We start from the raw sequence: 20,652 nt of genomic DNA, 5'->3' as shown, positions 1-20,652 counted from the left end.
ATGCTGCTTGCGATCGATGCCGGCAACACGAACGTGGTGTTCGCCATTTTCGACGGCGATCGCAAGCAGGGGCAGTGGCGGATCGCGACCGACAGCAGGCGCACTGCCGACGAGTACGCGGTGTGGCTGACCAGCCTCATGGCGATGAAAGGCCTGAAACGCGAGGACGTGGACGCCGCGATCCTCGGCAGCGTCGTCCCCGCCGCGACCTTCAACCTGCAGCGGCTGTGCCGCGACCATTTCGGCGTCGAGCCCATGCGGATCGGCGAGCCGGGAGTGCGCCTGGGCATAGAGATCCGGATCGACAACCCGCGCGAGGCGGGAGCCGACCGGCTGCTCAACGCCATCGCGGCGGTCGCGACATATCCCGCTCCCCTGGTCGTGGTCGATATCGGAACCGGGACCACCTTCGACATCGTGGACGCGGAGGGCGGATTCTGCGGCGGCGTCATCGCGCCGGGACCCAGCCTTGCGCTCGATGCGCTTCACCGGGTCGCGGCCCAGCTTCCCAAGGTCGATATCGTGCGTCCGCCGACGGTGATCGGCAAGGGCACGGTCGGGGCGATGCAGTCCGGCATGTTCTGGGGCTATCTCAGCATGATCGAGGGGCTGCTGACCCGTATCCAGGCCGAGCTGTCGCCGACCGGCGATCCGCCGGTGACCGTGATCGTCACGGGGGGGCTGGGCACGCAGTTCGCGGAAGCTACCTCGATGATCCATCACATCGACAATGAATTGACCCTGCGCGGTCTCCTGCTGGTCCACCAACGCAACATGGCTTCATGACATCATCCCCAGATCCCCGATCCATCGGGTCCAGCCCCCTCGATCCCGATTGGCCCGGATCGGACGCGATCTACTTCCTGCCGCTGGGCGGGTCCGGCGAGATCGGCATGAACCTCAATCTGTACGGTCATGCCGGGAAATGGCTGATGGTGGATCTGGGGATCTCGTTCGGCGACGAGACGATGCCGGGCGTCGACGTGATCATGCCCGACCCGACCTTCATCCGGGACCGCCGGGACGACCTCGTCGGCATCGTCCTGACCCACGCCCACGAGGATCACCTGGGGGCGGTCCAGTACCTGTGGCCGGAGCTCCGCTGCCCCGTCTATGCGACCCCCTTCACCGCGTCGGTGCTGCGGGCCAAGCTGCTGGAGCGGAACCTTGCCGGCAAGGTGGAGATCGTCGAGGTGCCGCTCTCGGGACGGTTCTCCGCCGGGCCGTTCGAGGTCGAGCTGATCACCGTCACCCATTCCGTGCCCGAGCCCAACGCCCTCGTGCTGCGCACGCCGCTCGGCGCCGTGCTGCATACCGGTGACTGGAAGCTGGATCCCGACCCCGTCGTCGGCGCCCCGACCGACGAGGCGGCCCTGATGCGCCTGGGCGGCGAGGGCGTGCTGGCGATGGTGTGCGACAGCACCAATGCCATGGTTCCGGGAACCTCCGGTTCGGAAGCGGCGGTGCGCGACAGCCTGATCAAGCTGTTCGGCCGGCTCAAGAACCGCATCGCGATCAGCTGCTTCGCGACCAACGTCGCACGGCTGGAGAGCATCGCGGCGGCGGCCGCGGCGAGCGACCGGAACGTCGCGCTGGTCGGGCGTTCCCTGTGGCGCATCAACGAGGCGGCCCGGGCCAACGGCTACCTGAAGGACGTGCCGCCTTTCCTCAGCGAGCGCGATGCCGGCTTCCTGCCGCGCGAGAAGACCGTGCTGGTCTGTACCGGAAGCCAGGGCGAGCCCCGGTCCGCCCTTTCCCGTATCGCCGCGGACGATCATCCGGAGATCGTGCTCGAACGCGGCGATGCCGTCATCTTCTCGTCGCGCGAGATCCCCGGGAACGAGCGGGCGATCGGCCGGGTGCAGAACATGCTGGTCGGGCAGGGGGTGGAGGTCATCACCGCCGACACCGAGTTCGTCCATGTGTCCGGCCATCCCGCCCAGGACGAACTGGTCCGCCTGTACCAGTGGGTGCGCCCGAAGCTGGCGGTCCCGATCCATGGCGAGATCCGCCACCAGACAGAACATGCCCGGCTGGCGCGCGCCTGTCAGGTGCCCGACACGATCATTCCGGAGAACGGCTCGATCATCCGGCTGGCGCCCGGCCCGGCCGAAGTGGTCGGGCAGGTCCAGCATGGGCGGCTGGCCCTGGACGGCAAGCGGATCGTGCCGCTGGACGCCGGGGTCATGCGGGGCCGGCACCGCATGATGTACAACGGTGCCGCGGTCGCCACCCTGGTCATGGACTCCGAAGGCGAGCTGGCCACCCAGCCGCAGGTCGCCGTCATGGGCCTGCTCGAGGGACCGGAAGCCGCGGAGATCCTGACGGAAGTCGGAGTCGCGGTGCGAAAGGCCGTCGAAGAGCTCTCCCGTCAGGCCCGGCTGGACGACGAGGCCGTGCGCCAGGCGACCCGCATCGCGGTCCGCCGGAGCCTCAACGCGAGCCAGGGCAAAAAGCCGCTCACCGAAGTCCACCTGGTTCGGCTATAGGGATGGGCGGCGGGCCGCCCGACCCGGCACCGCCATCGATGGACCAAGTCAGAAAGACCAAGGGGGAACCATGATCGGCAAGCTCAACCACGTGGCTATCGTCGTGCCCGACCTGGAAAAGGCCACGGCCCTTTACCGCGACACGCTCGGCGCCACCGTCTCGGCTGCGGTCGACCAGCCGGCCCACGGGGTGACGGTGGTGTTCGTCGAACTGCCCAACACCAAGATCGAACTGCTGTATCCCCTGGGCGATGCCAGCCCGATCGCCAAGTTCCTGGCCGGCAATCCATCGGGCGGAATCCACCATGTCTGCTACGAGGTGCCCGACATCCTGGCGGCCCGCGACAAGCTGAAGGCAGACGGAGCCCGAGTGCTGGGCGACGGCGAGCCCAAGATCGGCGCCCACGACAAGCCGGTCCTGTTCCTCCACCCCAAGGACTTCCTGGGCACCCTGGTCGAACTGGAACAGGCCTGATCGATGGGTTGGGTAACCGGCATCGCCGTCTATTTCGTGGTCTGGTGGACAGTCCTCTTCGCCGTGCTTCCCTGGGGCTCCCACGCGCCGGAGGAGCCGGAGCCCGGCATGGCCGCAGGGGCTCCCGCCAAGCCCCGCATCGGCCTGAAGTTCCTGGTCACCACCGGAGTCGCGGCGGTCGTCTGGCTGATCATCTACTTCATCGTCACGTCCGGGCTGATCTCGTTCCGGACGTGACCTCAGCGGAGGTCCTGACGCGCCATGGGCTTGTCCTATTGCGAAGCAGCACCCGGGCATCCGTGGCACGGGCCTTACCATGACGGCGAGTACGGGTTTCCGTCCGCAGACGAGCGGGTCCTGTTCGAGCGGCTGGTCCTGGAGATCAACCAGGCCGGACTTTCCTGGCTGACCATCCTGAAGAAGCGCGCGGCCTTCGCCGCCGCTTTCGAGAATTACGACATCGACCGGATCGCCGCCTATGGCGAGGAAGACCGGACTCGGCTGCTGGGCGACGCCGGCATCATCCGCAACCGGCTGAAGATCGATGCCGTGATCGAGAACGCGCGCCGGGTCCAGGCACTCCGTGCCTCCCACGGCGGTTTCGCCGGATGGCTGGACGGCCACCATCCGCTGGACAAGGCGGGATGGGTAAAGCTGTTCAAGACGCAGTTCCGCTTCACCGGCGGGGAGATCGTGAACGAGTTCCTGATGAGTCTCGGCTATCTGCCCGGTGCCCATGATCCAGCCTGCCCGGTGCATCGGCACCTGGAATCGCTCGATCCCCCCTGGATTCGGGCGGAGCGGAGCGGGTTTACCGGCTATCGAGCTTAAAATTTGGGCAAACCGTTGGGCGAAACACGCTCAGTTGCTTAGTGGATAAGCAAAAGAGCAAGAAAATGAGCAAAAGAAAAGGCAAGCTCCATTTTGTGGCTTGCCTTGCTCAGTGCCTCGGACAATAATTTTTATCGCTGAGAGGGTTTATCCCTCTTACCGACGCCTGGTGGCGATTCCTCCCTAACTTCAGGCCGCGCTGCGGTGACAGCGCGGCCCTTTTCTTATTGTGGGCGAAACCTTACGCCATGCTTGCGCCATCGTCACCTGTTTTCTGCCCAATCCATGGCTCTTTGCCGCGGTACTGATCATGTCGCGGTTCGGCCGGGCATGCGGTGCGGAACGGGCAAAACGGTTGTGGCCGATACCGTCGAATTGGTACAAAGGCATCCGGTCACACGCGGCTTTCAGGGCAGGGCGTCTCGCGTCATGGGCAACGGCATACCTGCCTCGAAATGCGCAAGGTCTTTCAGAATAATCCAGGGTTCCAAGCCATCCCCGCGGGCCTTCATCCTGCATGGGGCTGCCCGTGGGCGGCTTGCCGCCTGTCCCGTCACTTGAACCAACTCTCTCGGAGGGAACAAGAAACATGCTCAACAGACGCCAGTTCGGTCTTTCGGTGGCCGGGACCGCCGCAGCCCTCAGTGTCGGTCCGACGGTCGGTCGCGCGCTTGCCGCCGACAAGCTGAAGGTCGGCTTCGTCTATGTCGGCCCGGTTTCGGACCACGGCTACAGCTATCAGCACGACGTGGGCCGCCGGCACATCGCCGAGCATTTCGGCGACCGGATCGAGACCACCTATGTGGAGAACGTGGCCGAGGGGCCCGACACCGAGCGGGTGATCAACCAGCTGGCCGCCGGCGGCGCCGGCCTGATCTTCACGACGTCGTTCGGGTTCATGAACCCGACGCTGAAGGTCGCGCAGCGTTTCCCCAAGGTGAAGTTCGAGCACGCGACCGGGTACAAGCGCGCCGCCAACGTGGCCACTTACTCCGGCCGTTTCTACGAGGGCCGTACCGTCTGCGGGCTGCTCGCCGGCAAGATGACCAAGTCCAACATCATCGGCTATATCGGGTCCTTCCCCATCCCCGAGGTGGTCAGCGGCATCAACGCCTTCACCCTGGCGCTGCGCAGCGTCAATCCCCAGGCGCAGGTGCGGGTGGTCTGGGTGAACAGCTGGTACGACCCGGGCAAGGAGGCGGCCGCCGCCAAGGCGCTGATCGACCAGGGCGCCGATATCCTGGCCCAGCACACCGACAGCCCGGCCCCGATCCAGGAAGCCGAGGCCCGCGGCATCCACGCCTTCGGCCAGTCGTCGGACATGAGCCGGTTCGGCCCGAAGGCCCACCTGACCTCCATCGTGGACGACTGGAATCCCTACTACCAGCAGCGGGTCCAGGCCGTCCTGGACGGCACCTGGAAGTCGGAAGACTACTGGGGCGGCCTCGCCACCGGGACGGTCTTCCTGCCGCCGTTCAACGACGCGGTCCCGGACGACGTGAAGGCGCTGGGGAACAAGGCGATCGAGGACATCAAGTCGGGTGCCCTGCATCCGTTCACCGGCCCGATCAAGGACCAGTCCGGCAAGGTCGTGATCGCCGAGGGCAAGACCGCCACCGACCAGGAGATCCTGTCGATGGCCTACTACGTGGAAGGCGTCCAGGGCACCCTGCCCAAGTAACCTGCCCAGGTAAGCGCTGCCTGCCGGGGGCGTGCGACGCGCCCCCGGCATGGACTTGCCGCCATGGACTTGTCCGGCGCTATTCCCTACAGTCCGCTCCGATCGGACTGGCCATGGGCCGGTCGTCCCCGAGCCCCGTGAGAAGTCGAATGCGGTTGTCCGCCTATTTCCTGCCCACCCTGAAGGAAAACCCCAACGAGGCGCAGATCGTCTCGCACCGGCTCATGCTGCGCGCCGGCATGATCCGGCAGACCAGCGCCGGCATCTATGCCTGGCTGCCGCTGGGGTTCCGCGTGCTGAAGAAGATCGAGCAGATCGTGCGCGAGGAGCAGGACGCCGCGGGCGCGCAGGAATTGCTGATGCCGACGATCCAGCCGGCGGAGCTGTGGAAGGAAAGCGGCCGGTACGACGATTACGGCAAGGAGATGCTGCGCATCCGTGACCGGCACGAGCGCGAGATGCTGTTCGGCCCGACCAACGAGGAGATGATCACCGACATCTTCCGGTCGGCGGTCAAGAGCTACCGCGACCTGCCGCGGAACCTCTATCATATCCAGTGGAAGTTCCGGGACGAGATCCGCCCCCGATTCGGCGTGATGCGGGGGCGCGAGTTCCTGATGAAGGACGCCTACTCCTTCGACCTGGATCAGGCCGGCGCCCGCCGTTCTTACCAGAAGATGTTCCTGGCCTATCTGCGGACCTTCGCTCGGCTCGGCATGAAGGCGATCCCGATGCAGGCGGACACCGGCCCGATCGGCGGCGATCTCAGCCACGAGTTCATCATCCTGGCGGAAACCGGCGAGAGCGGTGTCTTCTGCGACAAGGAGTGGCTGGACCTGAATGTCCTGTCCAGAGCACCCGGATTCGACGACGACCTCGCGCCGTTCTTCGAGAAATACACCAGCATCTACGCCGCCACCGACGAGAAGCACGATCCCGCCACCTCGCCCCTTCCGCCGGAGGAGCTGGTGAACGCCCGCGGGATCGAGGTCGGCCACATCTTCTATTTCGGCACCAAGTACTCGGCCCCGCTGGGCGCCGTGGTCGCCGGGCCGAACGGCGAGCAGGTCACCCTGGAGATGGGGTCGTACGGCATCGGCGTGTCGCGGCTGGTCGGCGCGATCATCGAGGCGAGCCATGACGAGGCCGGCATCATCTGGCCGGACAGCGTGGCGCCCTTCAAGGTCGGCCTGATCAACCTGAAGACCGGCGACGCCGAGTGCGACCGCGTCTGCGACGAGCTGTACCGCGACCTCAACGCCGCAGGCGTCGAGGTGATCTACGACGACCGCAACGAGCGGGCCGGCGGCAAGTTCGCCGACATGGACCTGATCGGCATCCCGTGGCAGCTGACCGTCGGTCCGCGGGGGCTGAAGAGCGGCGTCGTCGAGCTGAAGCGCCGGGCCACCGGCGAGCGCGAGGAACTGTCGCGCGACGCCGCCCTGGCCAAGCTGACCGCTTGAGACCGGCACGCACCGCCCATCAGTCCAAGAAGGCCTTGCAGGCATGATCTTCGGCGCTTTCGAACGCATGGTCGCGATGCGGTACCTCCGCGCGCGGCGGCAGGAAGGCTTCATCTCGGTGATCGCGGCGTTCTCGCTGCTGGGCATCGGGCTCGGCGTCGCGACGCTGATCATCGTGATGGCCGTCATGAACGGCTTCCGGTCGGAACTGCTGGGCCGGGTGCTCGGCCTGAACGGCCACATGAACGTCTACGCGATCCAGGGCCCGCTGCCCGACTACCAGCCGCTCGCCGACCGGCTGCGGCAGGTGCCCGGCGTCACCTCGGTGACGCCGACCGTCGAGGCGCAGGCCCTGGTCACCGTCAGGGGCGTGTCGTCCGGCGCCATCGTCCGAGGGATCGCGCCGGAGGATTTCCGGGTCCGGCCGACCGTCTCCAACCATATCGTGCGGGGGTCGCTCGACCGATTCGAGGACGAGAACGTGGCGATCGGCATCCGGATGGCGCAGCGGCTGGGGCTCGCCGTCGGCGACCAGCTCACGCTGATCAGCCCGCAGGGGAACACCAGCGCCTTCGGGACGGTGCCGCGCATGCGGGCCTACACGATCGGCGCGATCTTCGACGTCGGCATGTTCGAGTACGACAACAACTTCATCTTCATGCCGCTGCCGGCCGCGCAGGTCTTCTTCCGGGTGCCCGACGCGGTGACGACGCTGGAGCTGATGGTCGAGCAGCCCCGGCTGATCTGGCAGTACCGCGGGCCGGTGCAGGAGGTGCTGGGCGGTCGGGCGCGCCTGGTGGACTGGCAGCAGTCCAACGCCAGCTTCTTCAACGCCCTTCAGGTCGAGCGGAACGTCATGTTCCTGATCCTGACGCTGATCATCCTGGTCGCCGCGTTCAACATCATCTCCAGCATGATCATGCTGGTGAAGGACAAGGGCAGGGACATCGCGATCCTCCGCACCATGGGGGCGACCCGGGGCATGATCCTGCGCATCTTCTTCCTGGCCGGCGCCAGCATCGGGGTGATCGGCACGGTCTTCGGCCTCGTCCTGGGCGTCGCCTTCGCCGACAACATCGAGTCGATCCGGCAGGTGCTGCAGAACCTGCTGGGCACCGAGCTGTTCTCGGCCGAGATCTATTTCCTGACGCAGCTCCCGGCGGAGATCGACTGGTCCGAGGTGGCCCGGGTGGTCCTGATGGCGCTCGGGCTGTCCTTCGGCGCCACCATCTATCCGGCGTGGCGGGCGGCCAAGCTCGATCCGGTCGAGGCGCTCCGCTATGAATGAGACGACGAACGGGCGGGCCGAGCCCATGATCCGGCCCATGATCCAGATCGACGGGGTCGTCCGGACCTTCAGGCAGGCGGGCCAGCCGCTAGAGGTGCTGCGCGGCGCGTCCCTCCAGGTCGCCGGCGGCGAGCTGGTGGCCCTGGTCGGGCCGTCGGGCGCGGGCAAGTCGACGCTCCTGCACATCGCCGGCCTGCTGGAGCAGGCCGACGGCGGCGAGATCCGCATCGCGGGAAAGCTGGCCAACACCTTGTCCGACGCAGACCGGACCTCCCTGCGCCGCCAGTCCATCGGTTTCGTCTACCAGTTCCACCATCTGCTGCCGGAGTTCAGCGCGCTGGAGAACATCGTGCTGCCGCAGATGATCTCCGGCATCTCGAAATCCGTGGCGCGGAAGCGCGCCATGGAACTGCTGGACCTGGTCGGCCTGGGCGCGCGGGCCGGCCACCGGCCGGCGCGCCTGTCCGGCGGCGAGCAGCAGCGGGTCGCGATCGCGCGGGCCCTGGCCAACCGCCCGAAACTGCTGATCGCGGACGAGCCGACCGGCAACCTGGACCACAAGACTGCCGAGGACGTGTTCGCGATGCTGGCGAACCTGGTCCGGGGCGGCGATTTCGGAGCATTGGTCGCGACCCACAACCTCGACCTGGCGGCCCGCATGGACCGGGTGCTCGAGCTGAGGGACGGCGTGCTGGTCCAGCACTGAGCTATGGCTTACCCTCTGGCCGGGGCGCACGGCGATGCCCCGGACCACGACAGCAGGGTTGCGCCATGGACCGCAGGATCATCGAGCTCTACGACGAGTATACCCACGCCCCGCTGGACCGGCGGGTCTTCATCAGCCGCCTGACCGCCCTGGCGGGCAGCGCCGCAGCGGCGGCGGCCCTGCTCCCCCTGTTGGAGAGCGACTATGCCCTGGCGCAGGTCGTGCCGGCGACCGACTCGCGGCTGGAAACCTCGCGCATCACCTGGCCGGGCGCGTCGGGCGAGCTGAAGGGCTATCTGGCGAAGCCCCAGGGAGCCGGCAAGCTGCCGGCGGTGATCGTGATCCACGAGAACCGCGGCCTCAACCCCCACATCGAGGACGTCGTCCGCCGCGTCGCGCTGGAAGGTTTCCTGGCACTGGGCCCGGACATGCTGAGCCCGCTCGGCGGAACGCCGGCCGACGAGGATCGGGCCCGCACGATGATCGGCCAGCTCGACGGCAGGCAGACCCTGGACGATCTGGTCAGGACCGTCGGAGTCCTTCAGAACCACCCCGGGTCGACCGGCAAGGTGGGGGCCATGGGTTTCTGCTGGGGCGGCGGCATGGCCGGCCTGCTGGCGACGGCATCGCCGGATCTCGACGCTTCGGTGGTCTATTACGGCCGTACTCCGCCGCTGGAGGCGGTGCCGAACATCCGGGCGAAGCTCCTGCTGAACTATGCCGGACTGGACGACCGCATCAACGAGAGCGTTCCCGCCTTCGAGGCGGCGCTGAAGGAGGCCGGCGTCGACCATACCCTCCACATGTACGAGGGCGCCAACCACGCCTTCAACAACGACACGGCTCCGGCGCGCTACGATGCGGCGGCCGCACGACTGGCCTGGACCAGGACCGTCGAGTTCCTGAAATCCAGCCTCGCCTGAACTGCCTTTCCGGCTCGGTCGAAAGGCTTAACTCTTGAACGCTATTCTCCGGCTCGCGGTGACAGATCCGCAGCGAGTCGGAAGTGGACCATATGGGCAAAGGGTCTTCGAGCAAAACCGTCAAACGGGACCTCTCCGTCGCATATGGCTTCGTCGACCCGCCCGATCCGTGGCCGTCGACCGGGAGCGGCGATCTCGCCGTCGTCGTTCCGCTGGCCGTCGCCGCGCTCACCGAGGACGAGCGCCTGTCGCTCGACCGTTTGCGGCGGAACGCTTCCGGAATCCCAAGATATCTTGTCGTTCCCGACGGGCTGGAGTTGAAGTTCGACCACGCAGACTTCTCCGTCGTCCGGGTGCCGGCGATCGCCATGGCGGGCATCGCCGCCTATAACCGGATGATGATAACGCCGTGGTTCTATCGGCTGTTCGCGGGATATCGATACATCCTGTTGTATCAACTGGACTGTCTGCTGCTTGGCAATTCGGTCGGCCGGTGGTGCGAGCGCGATTGGAGCTATGTCGGAGCGCCCTGGTTTGGCAACAGAGGTCCGGACGATCTCAAGTCGGTCGGCAATGGCGGCTTCTCGCTTCGCCGGATCGACCATATGCTGGCGGTGCTCGGAAGCGACCGCTTCGCTCCGCAATTCCGATTCGCGCAGCAGCGGCGTCACTTCTCCGGCTGGAAGCACCTGAAGGTCCTGGCGAACGGCTTGATCCGGGCGTGGTGCAACGGCGGCGGCTCCCTTGCGTCCCGATTCGCAGCCAGCTTCGAGCGGCCGGAGGACGAGTTCTGGAGCCAGTACGCGCCTTTCTTCATGGCCGGTTATAGCTTGCCGACCCCGCGCGAGGCGCTTGGTTTCGCGTTCGAGGACCGACCGCGCATCGCCTTCGACCTGACCGCCGGGCGGTTGCCATTGGGCTGTCATGCGTGGTCGCGGATGGATCGGCATTTCTGGCTGGAACGGCTCGCCGACCTTGAACAGCCGGCCAGAACGACCGGTGCCGCCGGGGAAATCGATGCTTGCGAGCGGGAGCCGGCGCTGTCATGAGACGCTCATAAGGGCGTCAAGCGAAACTTGCGCATGACGTTCGGTGCCGGTCTTGGCATGTTTGGCCACTTCGCTCAGCCCGACGCCCGAGTACAGCACCCGATGCCGATAGCCGACTTCGTCCACCTGCGCGTCCACTCCGCCTATTCGCTCTCCGAAGGGGCGATCAAGATCAAGGAGTTGGTCAAGATCTGCCAAAAGCAGGAGATGCCGGCGGTCGCGGTCACCGACACCGGCAACTTGTTCGGGGCGCTGGAATTTTCCCTGGCTGCCATGGACGCCGGCGTGCAGCCGATCCTGGGATGCCAGCTCGGTATCCGGCGCATGGGGCCGGCCGCGAACGGCGGCGGCAAGCCGGTGGGGAAGGGCGTGAACATGCCCGACCAGCTCGCGCTCCTGGTCCAGTCCGAGACCGGCTATCAAAATCTGACGAAGCTGATCAGCAAGGCCTTCATGGAGGGGGATCCGACCTCGGCGCCCCAGATCGCCCTGCAGGATCTCGAAGGCTTCACCGACGGTCTGATCGCCCTGACCGGCGGACCGTCCGGATCGGTCGGACGCCTGTTCGCCGAGGGGCACAAGCCCGCCGCGCGCGACGTCGCGGAGCAGCTGCGCCGCCTGTTCCCCGGCCGGCTCTATGTCGAGCTGATGCGCCACGGGCTGGAGGTCGAGGACCGCATCGAGCCGGATCTGGTCGACCTGGCCTATGACCTGGACGTGCCGCTGGTGGCGACCAACGACTGCTTCTTCTCGACCGAGGACATGTACGAGGCCCACGACGCGCTGCTCTGCATCGCCGAGGGCTCCTACGTGGTGGAGGCGGAGAGGCGGCGCCTGACGCCGGAGCACCGCTTCAAGACGGCCGCCGAGATGCGCGAGCTGTTCGCCGACCTGCCGGAGGCCGTGGACAACACCCTGGTCATCGCGCGGCGCTGCAGCTATCTGCTGAAGCCGATCAAGCCGATCCTGCCGGCCTTCCAGGCTGCGGCCGAGGGCGGCAGGACCGAGCCGGAGGAACTGCGCCACCAGGCCCACGAGGGTCTGACGATGCGGCTGGAGAAGCAGGTCTTCACGTCCGAAATGACGGCGGAACAACGCGCGGAGACCGAGAAGACCTATCGCGAAAGGCTCGACTTCGAGCTGAACGTGATCGAGAACATGAAGTTTCCCGGCTACTTCCTGATCGTCTCCGACTTCATCAAGTGGGCGAAGCGCCACGAGATCCCGGTCGGTCCGGGCCGCGGCTCGGGCGCCGGCTCGGTCGTGGCGTGGTCGCTGACCATCACCGACCTGGACCCCCTGCGCTTCGGCCTGCTGTTCGAGCGGTTCCTGAACCCCGAGCGCGTGTCGATGCCCGACTTCGACATCGACTTCTGCCAGGACCGCCGGGACGAGGTGATCCGCTACGTGCAGGGCTATTACGGCCACGACCGGGTCGCCCAGATCATCACCTTCGGTAAGCTCCAGGCGCGCGCCGTGCTGCGCGACGTCGGCCGGGTGCTCCAGATGCCTTACGGGCAAGTCGACAAGATCTGCAAGCTGGTGCCCAACAATCCGGCCAATCCCGTGACCCTGGGACAGGCGATCGAGGGCGAGCCGATGCTTCAGCAGGCCCGCGATTCGGACGAGACGGTCAGGCGCCTGATCGAGATCGCGCTCCGCCTGGAGGGGCTGTTCCGCCACGCCTCGACCCACGCGGCCGGCGTGGTGATCGGCGACCGTCCGCTGGACCAGCTGGTGCCGCTCTACCGCGACCCGCGCTCGGACATGCCGGTCACCCAGTTCAACATGAAGTATGTCGAGCAGGCGGGGCTGGTGAAGTTCGACTTCCTCGGCCTGAAGACCCTGACCGTGCTCCAGCGCGCGGTGGAGCTGATCACCGAGCGCGGCGACGTCATCGACCTGTCCAACCTGCCGCTCGACGACGTCAGGACATACGAGATGATGTCGCGCGGCGAGACGACCGGCGTGTTCCAGCTTGAAAGCTCGGGCATGCGCGACGTGCTGCGCCGCCTCAAGCCGAACCGGTTCGACGACATCATCGCGCTGGTCTCCCTCTACCGTCCCGGCCCGATGGACAACATCCCGACCTACATCGCGGTGAAGAACGGGGAGAAAGAGCCGGACTACATGCATCCCTGGCTGGAGCCGATCCTGAAGGACACCTTCGGGATCATGATCTACCAGGAACAGGTCATGCAGATCGCCCAGGTGCTGTCCGGCTACTCGCTCGGCGGCGCCGACCTGCTGCGCCGCGCCATGGGCAAGAAGATCCAGGCCGAGATGGACGCCCAGCGCAAGCTGTTCATCGACGGTGCCGTCGGCAAGGGCGTCGACGGGGAGCAGGCGGGCCTGATCTTCGACCAGGTGAACAAGTTCGCCGGCTACGGCTTCAACAAGTCCCACGCCGCCGCCTATGCGCTGGTCGCCTACCAGACCGCCTATCTGAAGGCCAATTACCCGGTGGAGTTCCTGGCGGCGTCGATGACGCTCGACCTGGGCAATACCGACAAGCTGAACACCTTCCGGCAGGAACTGGTCCGCCTCAAGATCCGCCTGCTGACCCCCGACATCAACAAGTCGAACCCCGTCTTCCGGGTGGAACTGCTGCCCGACGGCGAGCGGGCGATCCGCTACGCCCTTGCCGCCGTCAAGGGCGTCGGCATGCCCGCCATGGAGGCGGTGGTGAGCCAGAGGAACGAGGGTGGCCGCTATACGGACCTGTTCGACCTCGCCCGCCGGCTGGACACCAAGGTGATCAACAAGCGCCAGCTGGAGAACCTGACCTGCGCCGGCGCCTTCGACAGCCTGAACGGCAACCGCCGGCAGGTCCATGGCGGCATCGAGACGCTGATCCGCTATGCCCAGGCCGCGGCGGCCGAACGGGAGAGCGGGCAGTCCAGCCTTTTCGGCGGAGGGGGCGGAGTGACTCTGAAGGTGCCCGACCTGCCGAAAGTCGCGGACTGGGACCAGCTCGACCGGCTGGCGCACGAATTCAACGCGATCGGCTTCTACCTGTCGGCCCATCCGCTCGACGGCTTCGCCAAGCCGCTGTCGCGCCTGCGGGTGGTGAACTCCGCCGACCTGCTCAAGAAGGCGACCGGCGGTGGCTCGACCCGGTTCCCCATGGCGGGCGTGGTGATCAACCGGCAGGAACGGGTCGCCAAGAGCGGCAACCGCTTCGCCTTCGTGAGCCTGTCGGACTCCACGGGCGTCTACGAGGTGACCCTGTTCTCGGAACTGCTGGCGACCTCGCGCGAGTTGCTGGAGCCGGGCAAGAGCGTCGTCCTGATGGTCGACGTGCAGGTCATGGGCGAGGACATGCGGCTGACCTGCCATGACGTGAAGCCGTTGGAGGACGAGGTCGCCCGGGCCGCCGAGGGGTTGCAGATCATCCTCAGCCAGCCGGAAGCGGCCCCCCATCTCCGCAACATCCTGGACCAGATCGGACGGGGCCGCGGCAAGATATCGATCCTGGTCGATGTCGGCGGCATGCGGGAGGCCGAGATCGCGCTGCCGGGAGCCTATGCGGTCTCGGCGAAGGGCAGGGCCGCGATCAAGGCGATTCCCGGCGTGGCGGACGTGCTCGATCTTTAGGCGTTCCGCCCGGGCATGCCCCGCCCGATGCATGCGGATATGGTTGCCAAACGCGGGACGCCGGGCTATCTATCGCCCGTCGCAAAACCTCACGCGGGCTTGCGGTCCATCGGCCCACAGGCCGGCGGCCCGCTCCGGTGTTCACGTGTCGTGAACCACGCCCGCGGCGGAGCAACCGGAAAAGGACTGTTTTCCATGCCGATGCCTTCATTCACCATGCGCCAGCTCCTGGAAGCCGGCGTCCACTTCGGCCACCATACCCGCCGCTGGAACCCGAAGATGCAGCCGTACATTTTCGGCGTGCGCAACGGCGTCCATATCATCGACCTCGAGCAGACCGTCCCGATGCTGCACCGCGCCATGACCGCGGTCCGCGACGTGGTGGCGGGCGGCGGGCGCGTCCTGTTCGTCGGCACCAAGCGCCAGGCTCAGGAGAAGGTCGCCGACTCCGCTTCGCGCTGCGGCCAGTACTATGTCAACCACCGCTGGCTCGGCGGCATGCTGACGAACTGGAAGACCATCTCCCAGTCGATCAAGCGCCTCCGCGAGATGGAAGAGCGCCTTCAGGACACCAACATCGGCCTGACCAAGAAAGAGACCCTCCAGCTCACCCGCGAGCGTGACAAGCTGGAGCGGGCGCTCGGCGGCATCAAGGAGATGGGCGGCCTGCCGGACATCCTGTTCATCATCGACACCAACAAGGAGTCGATCGCGGTCCAGGAAGCCAACAAGCTCGGCATCCCGGTCGTCGCGGTGATCGACAGCAACTCCGATCCCGACGGCGTCGCCTTCCCGATCCCGGGCAACGACGACGCGCTGCGCGCGATCGACACCTACTGCGAGCTGGTTTCCGGCGCGGTGCTTGACGGTCTGCAGGCCGAGATGATCGCGTCCGGCATCGATGTCGGCGAGCAGGCCGAAGGCGTCGAGGAAGATCTTCCGGCCGACGAGGACGTCGTCGTCGCCGAGGCTGCCGACGGCGAAGCCGCGGTTTCGGAAGGCGCCCAGGCCTGATCCGTCAGATCGGGCAACCGGGCGCTTGGGTGCGTCCGGTTGCCCTTATTTGTATGTGCTGACCAGACAGATCATTCAGGAAGAGGTCCAAGATGGCCGAAATCACAGCCTCGCTCGTCAAGGAACTGCGCGAAAAGACCGGCGCCGGCATGATGGACTGCAAGAAGGCGCTGACCGAGACGTCGGGCGACCTTGAAGGTGCCGTCGACTGGCTGCGCAAGAAGGGCCTCGCCGCCGCCGCCAAGAAGGCCGGCCGGGTCGCCGCCGAGGGTCTGGTCGCCGTCGCGACGGCCGACACCGTCGGCGCCGCGGTCGAGGTCAACTCCGAGACCGACTTCGTCGCCCGCAACGACCGGTTCCAGGCATTCGCCAACCAGGTGGCGCAGCTGGCGCTCCAGGGCGACGGCACGATCGAGTCGCTGCAGCAGCAGGCTTTTCCCGGCACCGACCGCAACGTCGCCGACGAGGTCACCAACATGGTGGCCACGATCGGCGAGAACATGAACCTGCGCCGCGTCTCGCGCATCGCCGTCGAGCAGGGCGCCGTCGCCAGCTACGTCCACAACGCGCTGGCTCCGAACCTGGGCAAGATCGGCGTGCTGGTCGGCCTGGAGTCCACCGGCGACCGCGCCCGCCTGCTGGAACTCGGAAAGCAGATCGCGATGCACATCGCCGCCGCCCGTCCGGAAGCGGTGAACATCGAGGACGTGGACGCCAGCTCCCTGGAGCGCGAGCGGAGCGTCCTGGCCGACCAGGCCCGCGCCAGCGGCAAGCCGGAAGACATCATCGCCAAGATGGTCGAGGGCCGGCTCCGCAAGTACTATGAGGAAGTGGTCCTCCTGGAGCAGGTCTACGTCATCGACGGCGAGAACAAGGTCCGCAAGGTCGTCGAGGCGGTCGCCAAGGAAATCGGTGCCCCGATCAAGGTCGTGGGCTTCACCCGGTTCGTCCTGGGCGAGGGCATCGAGAAGGAGCAGTCCGACTTCGCCGCCGAGGTCGCCGCCCAGGCGAACGTCGGCCGCTGAGGCTCCCGGCGGCCGTCCCGCGGGGCGACCGCCGGCTCGAACGAGCGCTGGCTTGGGGATTACCTTTGATGACTGCGATGGAGGGGGCTATGCCCACCAACGCCCGGTATGGTCGCGTCCTGCTGAAGATTTCCGGCGAGGCGCTGATGGGCAATCGGGAATACGGGCTTGACCCCGAAATCGTCGACCGCGTCGCCGACGAGGTGAAGTCGGTCGTCGGCATGGGCGTCGAGGTCTGCCTGGTGATCGGCGGCGGCAACATCTTCCGCGGCGTCTCGGGCGCCGCGACGGGGATGGAGCGGGCGACGGCCGACTACATGGGCATGCTCGCGACGGTGATCAACGCGCTCGCGATGCAGAGCGCGCTGGAGCGCAGGGGCGTCCAGACCCGCGTGCAGTCAGCCATTCCGATGGCCAGCGTCTGCGAACCCTATATCCGGCGGCGCGCCGTGCGCCACATGGAGAAGGGGCGGGTCGTGATCTTCGGTGCCGGAACGGGTAACCCGTTCTTCACCACGGATACCGCGGCGGCGCTGCGGGCGTCGGAAATGGGCTGTGACGCGCTCCTGAAGGGCACCAAGGTGGACGGCGTCTACTCCGCCGATCCCAACAAGGATCCGGCGGCTCAGCGCTTCGAGACGTTGACCCACCTTGAGGTTCTGGCGAAGGATCTCCAGGTGATGGACGCGTCGGCCATTTCGCTGGCGCGCGAGAATAAAATTCCCATCCTAGTGTTCTCGATCCATACGGCCGGTGCCTTCGCCGAAGTCATGGCGGGGCGCGGCAAGTTCACGATCATCACGGAAGAGGGCTGAACTACCGTGGCCGACCCTGATATTGACTCGCTCAGCCGCCGCATGGACGGCGCCCTGGAGTCGCTGCGCAAGGAATTCGGCGGGCTGCGCACTGGCCGCGCCTCCGCCAGCTTGCTGGAACCGATCACCGTCGAGGCCTACGGCCAGCAGATGCCGCTCAATCAGGTCGGGACCATCAGCGTGCCCGAGGCGCGCCTGATCACGGTGCAGGTCTGGGACCGCGGCATGGTCAAGGCCGTCGAGAAGGCGATCCGTGACGGCGGTCTGGGGCTGAACCCCCAGACCGACGGCCAGAACGTCCGCGTGCCGATCCCGGACCTCAACCAGGAACGCCGGGCCGAACTGTCCAAGGTCGCTTCCCGTTACGCCGAACAGGCCCGCGTCGCCGTGCGCAACGTGCGCCGCGACGGCATGGACATGCTGAAGCGCATGGAAAAGGGCGGCGACATCAGCCAGGATGAACACAAAACCTGGGCCGACGAGGTCCAGTCCATGACCGACGCTCATATCAAGAAGATCGACGAAGCGCTCGCGGCCAAGGAAAAAGAGATCATGCAGGTCTGACCTCGATGCAGGGGACTTTGACCACGACGGGCATCTTGCCGCAGCATGTAGCGATCATCATGGACGGTAACGGCCGATGGGCGAAAGCCCGCGGCCTGCCGCGGACCGCAGGCCATCGCAAGGGCATCGAAGCCGTTCGGCGGACGGTGGAGGCTGCCCGCGAATTGGGCATCCCTTACCTCACCATGTTCGGGTTCTCGTCGGAGAACTGGCGGAGGCCGGAGGGCGAGGTCTTCGACCTCATGCAGCTTCTCCGGTTCTACCTGCGCAGCGAGATCGCCGAACTCCACAAGAACGGCGTCCGGCTGAGGGTGATCGGCGACCGCTCCCGCCTGTCCGGCGACATCGTCACCATGATCGAGAACGCGGAGGAGCTGACCCGCGGGAACCGCGCGCTCAATCTGACCATCGCGCTGAGCTACGGCTCCCGGCAGGAGATCGCGGGGGCCGCGCGGCAGATGGTCAGGGATGCGCTGGAAGGGCGGCTCCATCCCGAGGACGTGACCGAGGAGGCCTTCTCGGGCCGCCTGCTGACCCGCGAGATTCCCGATCCCGACCTTTTGCTGCGCACCAGCGGCGAGCAGCGGATCAGCAATTTCCTGCTGTGGCAATTGGCCTATACCGAGCTGGTCTTCGTCGATACGCTGTGGCCCGATTTCACGAAGCGCGATCTGGAAGATGCAATCCGAGAATTCAACCAGCGCGACAGGCGCTACGGCGCAGTCGGGACTCGGTAGAACGGGAAACCTGCGCACCAGGATCCTTTCCGCTCTGGTTCTCGGACCCGTCGTTCTTCTGGCTGTCTATCTCGGCGGCTGGGTCTTCGAAGTGGTGATCCTGACCTTCGCCGTCCTGGCGGTCGCGGAGTGGACCCGGCTGGTCGAGCCGGACCGCTCCCGGTGGATCGCTTCGCTGCCGGTGGCGGCGGTGGCGGCGATCCTCATCGCGGACTTCATCATGGGGGCGGCTGTGTCGCTCCTGCTGGCCGCGATCCTTACGGTGGCGCTGCTCGGCTATGCCTGGCTTTCGCATTCCGACCACCGGTGGCTCTTCTCCTTCGGCGTTCCCTACATCGTCTTCGGCAGCGTCTCCCTGATCTGGGTGCGGGGTCACCCGGAGGACGGACTGGGATTGCTCATCTACCTGCTGTTCTGCATCTGGGCGACCGACATCGGCGCCTACGCCGCCGGCAAGAGCATCGGCGGACCGAAGCTGGCTCCCCGCATCAGCCCCAAGAAGACCTGGGCCGGGCTTTTCGGCGGCATGCTGAGCGCCGCGGTGTTCGGGGGCGGCGTCGCGGTGGCGTTCGATGCCGAACTGCCCTGGCTGGCGGCCTTGCTGGCGATGGTGCTCGCCGTGGTCGGCCAGATCGGCGACCTGTTCGAGTCGGGTATCAAGCGCCGGTTCGACGTCAAGGACAGCGGGCGTCTCATTCCCGGACACGGCGGTCTGCTGGACCGCGTGGACGGACTTATCGTCGCAGCGCCGGTGTTCGCGCTGTTCCACGCGACTTTGGGGAAAGCTCTCGCATGGTGGTAGCAGGCGCGCGTATGTCGGAGCCGACCGGATCTCCCCGGCGCGTCACGATCCTCGGATCGACCGGTTCGGTCGGCCGCAACACGGTGGACCTGATCTCCCGGGATCCGGAAGCCTACGCGGTCGAGGCGCTGACCGCCGGGCGCAACGTCGCGCATCTGGTCGAGCAGGCCAGGGCGTTGCGGCCGGCGCTGGTGGTGATCGCCGATCCGGCGGGCTACCAGCCGCTGCGCGACGCGCTGGCCGGGAGCGGGATCGAGGTCGCCGCCGGGCCGGAGGCGGTGGTCGAGGCCGCCCGGCGGCCAGCCGACTGGGTGATGGCCGCTATCGTGGGTGCCGCCGGGCTGGAACCCACGCTGGCCGCCGCCCGGCGCGGCGCCGTCGTCGCCTTCGCCAACAAGGAATGCCTGGTCTGTGCCGGGCCCCTGATGATGGACGTGGTGCGGGACTGCGGTGCCACGCTGCTGCCGGTCGACAGCGAGCATAACGCGATCTACCAGGTGTTCGACTTCGAGCGGCGCGAGTCGATCCGGCGCCTGCTGCTGACCGCTTCGGGCGGGCCTTTCCGCCGGTCCTCCAGGGCGCAGATGGCCGAAGCGGGGCCGGAGCAGGCATGCGCCCATCCGACCTGGCAGATGGGCGCCAAGATCTCGGTCGACAGCGCCACCATGATGAACAAGGGCCTGGAGATCATCGAGGCGCACTTCCTGTTCGCCATGCCCGAGGAGCGCATCGACGTGGTGGTTCATCCGCAGTCGGTGATCCACAGCATGGTCGAGTATGTCGACGGCTCGGTGCTTGCCCAGCTGGGAACGCCCGACATGCGGACTCCCATCGCGTTCGCGCTGGGCTGGCCGAAGCGGATCCCCACGCCGGCCGCCCCGCTGGACCTGATCAGGGCCGGTACGCTGACCTTCGAGGCGCCGGACCCCCAGAAGTTCCCCGCCTTGCGCCTCGCCCGCCACGCCTTGCAAAGCGGCGGAGGCGCTCCTACAATTTTGAACGCGGCGAACGAAGTGGCCGTCCAGGGATTCCTGGAAAGGCGCATCGGCTTCCTGGATATCGAGCGCGTGGTCGAGCAGTCGCTGGAGCGGTTGCCACATTCGCGCCTTGATCATCTGGACGATGTGCGCCACATCGACGCGGAAGCTCGCCGTCGGGCGAGTGAAATCTTGGCCCGCTGCAGCGAATAGAAC

General features: G+C 66.7%; 19 protein-coding genes. All 19 read left to right on the top strand.

Annotated features, from left to right (window positions below; translation table 11 throughout):
- A complete protein-coding gene (locus IGS68_RS13345; protein ID WP_201080717.1) occupies positions 1-786 on the top strand; it encodes a type III pantothenate kinase in 786 nt (261 codons plus the stop codon).
- On the top strand, positions 783-2,489 hold the full coding sequence (locus IGS68_RS13340) for a ribonuclease J (RefSeq protein ID WP_201080715.1): 1,707 nt from the start codon (positions 783-785) through the stop codon (positions 2,487-2,489). The genes IGS68_RS13345 and IGS68_RS13340 overlap by 4 nt, the downstream gene beginning before the upstream one ends.
- 70 nt (positions 2,490-2,559) lie before the next feature.
- Positions 2,560-2,964 carry a methylmalonyl-CoA epimerase gene (gene mce / locus IGS68_RS13335; protein ID WP_201080713.1) on the top strand — a complete coding sequence of 135 codons (405 nt, stop codon included), beginning with the start codon at positions 2,560-2,562 and terminating at the stop codon, positions 2,962-2,964.
- Between the two features lie 3 nt (positions 2,965-2,967).
- The gene (locus tag IGS68_RS13330) at positions 2,968-3,201 is read left to right on the top strand and encodes a DUF1467 family protein (RefSeq protein ID WP_201080711.1); all 234 of its coding nucleotides are present in this window, start codon (positions 2,968-2,970) and stop codon (positions 3,199-3,201) included.
- Positions 3,202-3,225: 24 nt separating this feature from the next.
- Complete coding sequence (locus tag IGS68_RS13325; RefSeq protein ID WP_201080709.1) at positions 3,226-3,795, top strand: DNA-3-methyladenine glycosylase I; 570 nt, start codon at positions 3,226-3,228, stop codon at positions 3,793-3,795.
- 589 nt (positions 3,796-4,384) lie between these two features.
- The gene (locus tag IGS68_RS13320) at positions 4,385-5,476 is read left to right on the top strand and encodes a BMP family ABC transporter substrate-binding protein (RefSeq protein WP_201080707.1); all 1,092 of its coding nucleotides are present in this window, start codon (positions 4,385-4,387) and stop codon (positions 5,474-5,476) included.
- A gap of 149 nt (positions 5,477-5,625) precedes the next feature.
- Positions 5,626-6,939, top strand: a complete 1,314-nt coding sequence (proS, locus tag IGS68_RS13315) for a proline--tRNA ligase (protein WP_201080705.1) — start codon at positions 5,626-5,628, stop codon at positions 6,937-6,939.
- Between the two features lie 43 nt (positions 6,940-6,982).
- Positions 6,983-8,227, top strand: a complete 1,245-nt coding sequence (locus IGS68_RS13310; RefSeq protein WP_201080703.1) for a lipoprotein-releasing ABC transporter permease subunit — start codon at positions 6,983-6,985, stop codon at positions 8,225-8,227.
- The gene (locus IGS68_RS13305) at positions 8,220-8,933 is read left to right on the top strand and encodes an ABC transporter ATP-binding protein (protein WP_247881315.1); all 714 of its coding nucleotides are present in this window, start codon (positions 8,220-8,222) and stop codon (positions 8,931-8,933) included. The genes IGS68_RS13310 and IGS68_RS13305 overlap by 8 nt, the downstream gene beginning before the upstream one ends.
- Before the next feature lie 65 nt (positions 8,934-8,998).
- Positions 8,999-9,856: a dienelactone hydrolase family protein gene (locus IGS68_RS13300; protein ID WP_201080701.1), complete on the top strand. Its 858-nt coding sequence runs from the start codon at positions 8,999-9,001 to the stop codon at positions 9,854-9,856.
- 92 nt (positions 9,857-9,948) lie between these two features.
- Complete coding sequence (locus IGS68_RS13295; protein WP_247881373.1) at positions 9,949-10,905, top strand: DUF5672 family protein; 957 nt, start codon at positions 9,949-9,951, stop codon at positions 10,903-10,905.
- A 102-nt stretch (positions 10,906-11,007) separates the two neighbouring features.
- Positions 11,008-14,502 carry a DNA polymerase III subunit alpha gene (gene dnaE / locus IGS68_RS13290; RefSeq protein ID WP_201080697.1) on the top strand — a complete coding sequence of 1,165 codons (3,495 nt, stop codon included), beginning with the start codon at positions 11,008-11,010 and terminating at the stop codon, positions 14,500-14,502.
- 195 nt (positions 14,503-14,697) lie between these two features.
- A complete protein-coding gene (rpsB, locus tag IGS68_RS13285; protein WP_201080695.1) occupies positions 14,698-15,516 on the top strand; it encodes a 30S ribosomal protein S2 in 819 nt (272 codons plus the stop codon).
- A 92-nt stretch (positions 15,517-15,608) separates the two neighbouring features.
- Positions 15,609-16,541 carry a translation elongation factor Ts gene (gene tsf / locus IGS68_RS13280; protein ID WP_201080693.1) on the top strand — a complete coding sequence of 311 codons (933 nt, stop codon included), beginning with the start codon at positions 15,609-15,611 and terminating at the stop codon, positions 16,539-16,541.
- A gap of 89 nt (positions 16,542-16,630) precedes the next feature.
- Positions 16,631-17,356 (top strand): UMP kinase, encoded by a 726-nt coding sequence (gene pyrH / locus IGS68_RS13275; protein WP_201080691.1) that lies wholly within the window; start codon positions 16,631-16,633, stop codon positions 17,354-17,356.
- 42 nt (positions 17,357-17,398) lie between these two features.
- Complete coding sequence (gene frr / locus IGS68_RS13270; protein WP_211104041.1) at positions 17,399-17,920, top strand: ribosome recycling factor; 522 nt, start codon at positions 17,399-17,401, stop codon at positions 17,918-17,920.
- Between the two features lie 5 nt (positions 17,921-17,925).
- Positions 17,926-18,657, top strand: a complete 732-nt coding sequence (locus IGS68_RS13265; protein ID WP_201080689.1) for an isoprenyl transferase — start codon at positions 17,926-17,928, stop codon at positions 18,655-18,657.
- Positions 18,599-19,459, top strand: coding sequence for a phosphatidate cytidylyltransferase (locus IGS68_RS13260; protein WP_201080687.1), 861 nt, complete (start codon positions 18,599-18,601; stop codon positions 19,457-19,459). Before IGS68_RS13265 ends, IGS68_RS13260 begins: the two co-directional genes overlap by 59 nt.
- A complete protein-coding gene (locus IGS68_RS13255; RefSeq protein WP_201080685.1) occupies positions 19,450-20,649 on the top strand; it encodes a 1-deoxy-D-xylulose-5-phosphate reductoisomerase in 1,200 nt (399 codons plus the stop codon). The genes IGS68_RS13260 and IGS68_RS13255 overlap by 10 nt, the downstream gene beginning before the upstream one ends.
- The last annotated feature ends 3 nt before the right edge of the window (positions 20,650-20,652 follow it).

Origin of the sequence: Skermanella sp. TT6 (genome assembly GCF_016653635.2) — a bacterium.
In the GTDB taxonomy this organism is placed as follows: Bacteria; Pseudomonadota; Alphaproteobacteria; order Azospirillales; family Azospirillaceae; genus Skermanella; species Skermanella cutis.
This window is presented reverse-complemented; position numbering and strand designations above follow the sequence as displayed.

Excerpts from the sequence above, each read along its gene's own strand:
- IGS68_RS13345 (WP_201080717.1), top strand. The coding sequence starts at position 1 with ATGCTGCTTGCGATCGATGCCGGCAACACGAACGTGGTGTTCGCCATT.
- IGS68_RS13340 (WP_201080715.1), top strand. The coding sequence starts at position 783 with ATGACATCATCCCCAGATCCCCGATCCATCGGGTCCAGCCCCCTCGAT.
- mce (WP_201080713.1), top strand. The coding sequence starts at position 2,560 with ATGATCGGCAAGCTCAACCACGTGGCTATCGTCGTGCCCGACCTGGAA.
- IGS68_RS13330 (WP_201080711.1), top strand. The coding sequence starts at position 2,968 with ATGGGTTGGGTAACCGGCATCGCCGTCTATTTCGTGGTCTGGTGGACA.
- IGS68_RS13325 (WP_201080709.1), top strand. The coding sequence starts at position 3,226 with ATGGGCTTGTCCTATTGCGAAGCAGCACCCGGGCATCCGTGGCACGGG.
- IGS68_RS13320 (WP_201080707.1), top strand. The coding sequence starts at position 4,385 with ATGCTCAACAGACGCCAGTTCGGTCTTTCGGTGGCCGGGACCGCCGCA.
- proS (WP_201080705.1), top strand. The coding sequence starts at position 5,626 with ATGCGGTTGTCCGCCTATTTCCTGCCCACCCTGAAGGAAAACCCCAAC.
- IGS68_RS13310 (WP_201080703.1), top strand. The coding sequence starts at position 6,983 with ATGATCTTCGGCGCTTTCGAACGCATGGTCGCGATGCGGTACCTCCGC.
- IGS68_RS13305 (WP_247881315.1), top strand. The coding sequence starts at position 8,220 with ATGAATGAGACGACGAACGGGCGGGCCGAGCCCATGATCCGGCCCATG.
- IGS68_RS13300 (WP_201080701.1), top strand. The coding sequence starts at position 8,999 with ATGGACCGCAGGATCATCGAGCTCTACGACGAGTATACCCACGCCCCG.
- IGS68_RS13295 (WP_247881373.1), top strand. The coding sequence starts at position 9,949 with ATGGGCAAAGGGTCTTCGAGCAAAACCGTCAAACGGGACCTCTCCGTC.
- dnaE (WP_201080697.1), top strand. The coding sequence starts at position 11,008 with ATGCCGATAGCCGACTTCGTCCACCTGCGCGTCCACTCCGCCTATTCG.
- rpsB (WP_201080695.1), top strand. The coding sequence starts at position 14,698 with ATGCCGATGCCTTCATTCACCATGCGCCAGCTCCTGGAAGCCGGCGTC.
- tsf (WP_201080693.1), top strand. The coding sequence starts at position 15,609 with ATGGCCGAAATCACAGCCTCGCTCGTCAAGGAACTGCGCGAAAAGACC.
- pyrH (WP_201080691.1), top strand. The coding sequence starts at position 16,631 with ATGCCCACCAACGCCCGGTATGGTCGCGTCCTGCTGAAGATTTCCGGC.
- frr (WP_211104041.1), top strand. The coding sequence starts at position 17,399 with ATGGACGGCGCCCTGGAGTCGCTGCGCAAGGAATTCGGCGGGCTGCGC.
- IGS68_RS13265 (WP_201080689.1), top strand. The coding sequence starts at position 17,926 with ATGCAGGGGACTTTGACCACGACGGGCATCTTGCCGCAGCATGTAGCG.
- IGS68_RS13260 (WP_201080687.1), top strand. The coding sequence starts at position 18,599 with ATGCAATCCGAGAATTCAACCAGCGCGACAGGCGCTACGGCGCAGTCG.
- IGS68_RS13255 (WP_201080685.1), top strand. The coding sequence starts at position 19,450 with ATGGTGGTAGCAGGCGCGCGTATGTCGGAGCCGACCGGATCTCCCCGG.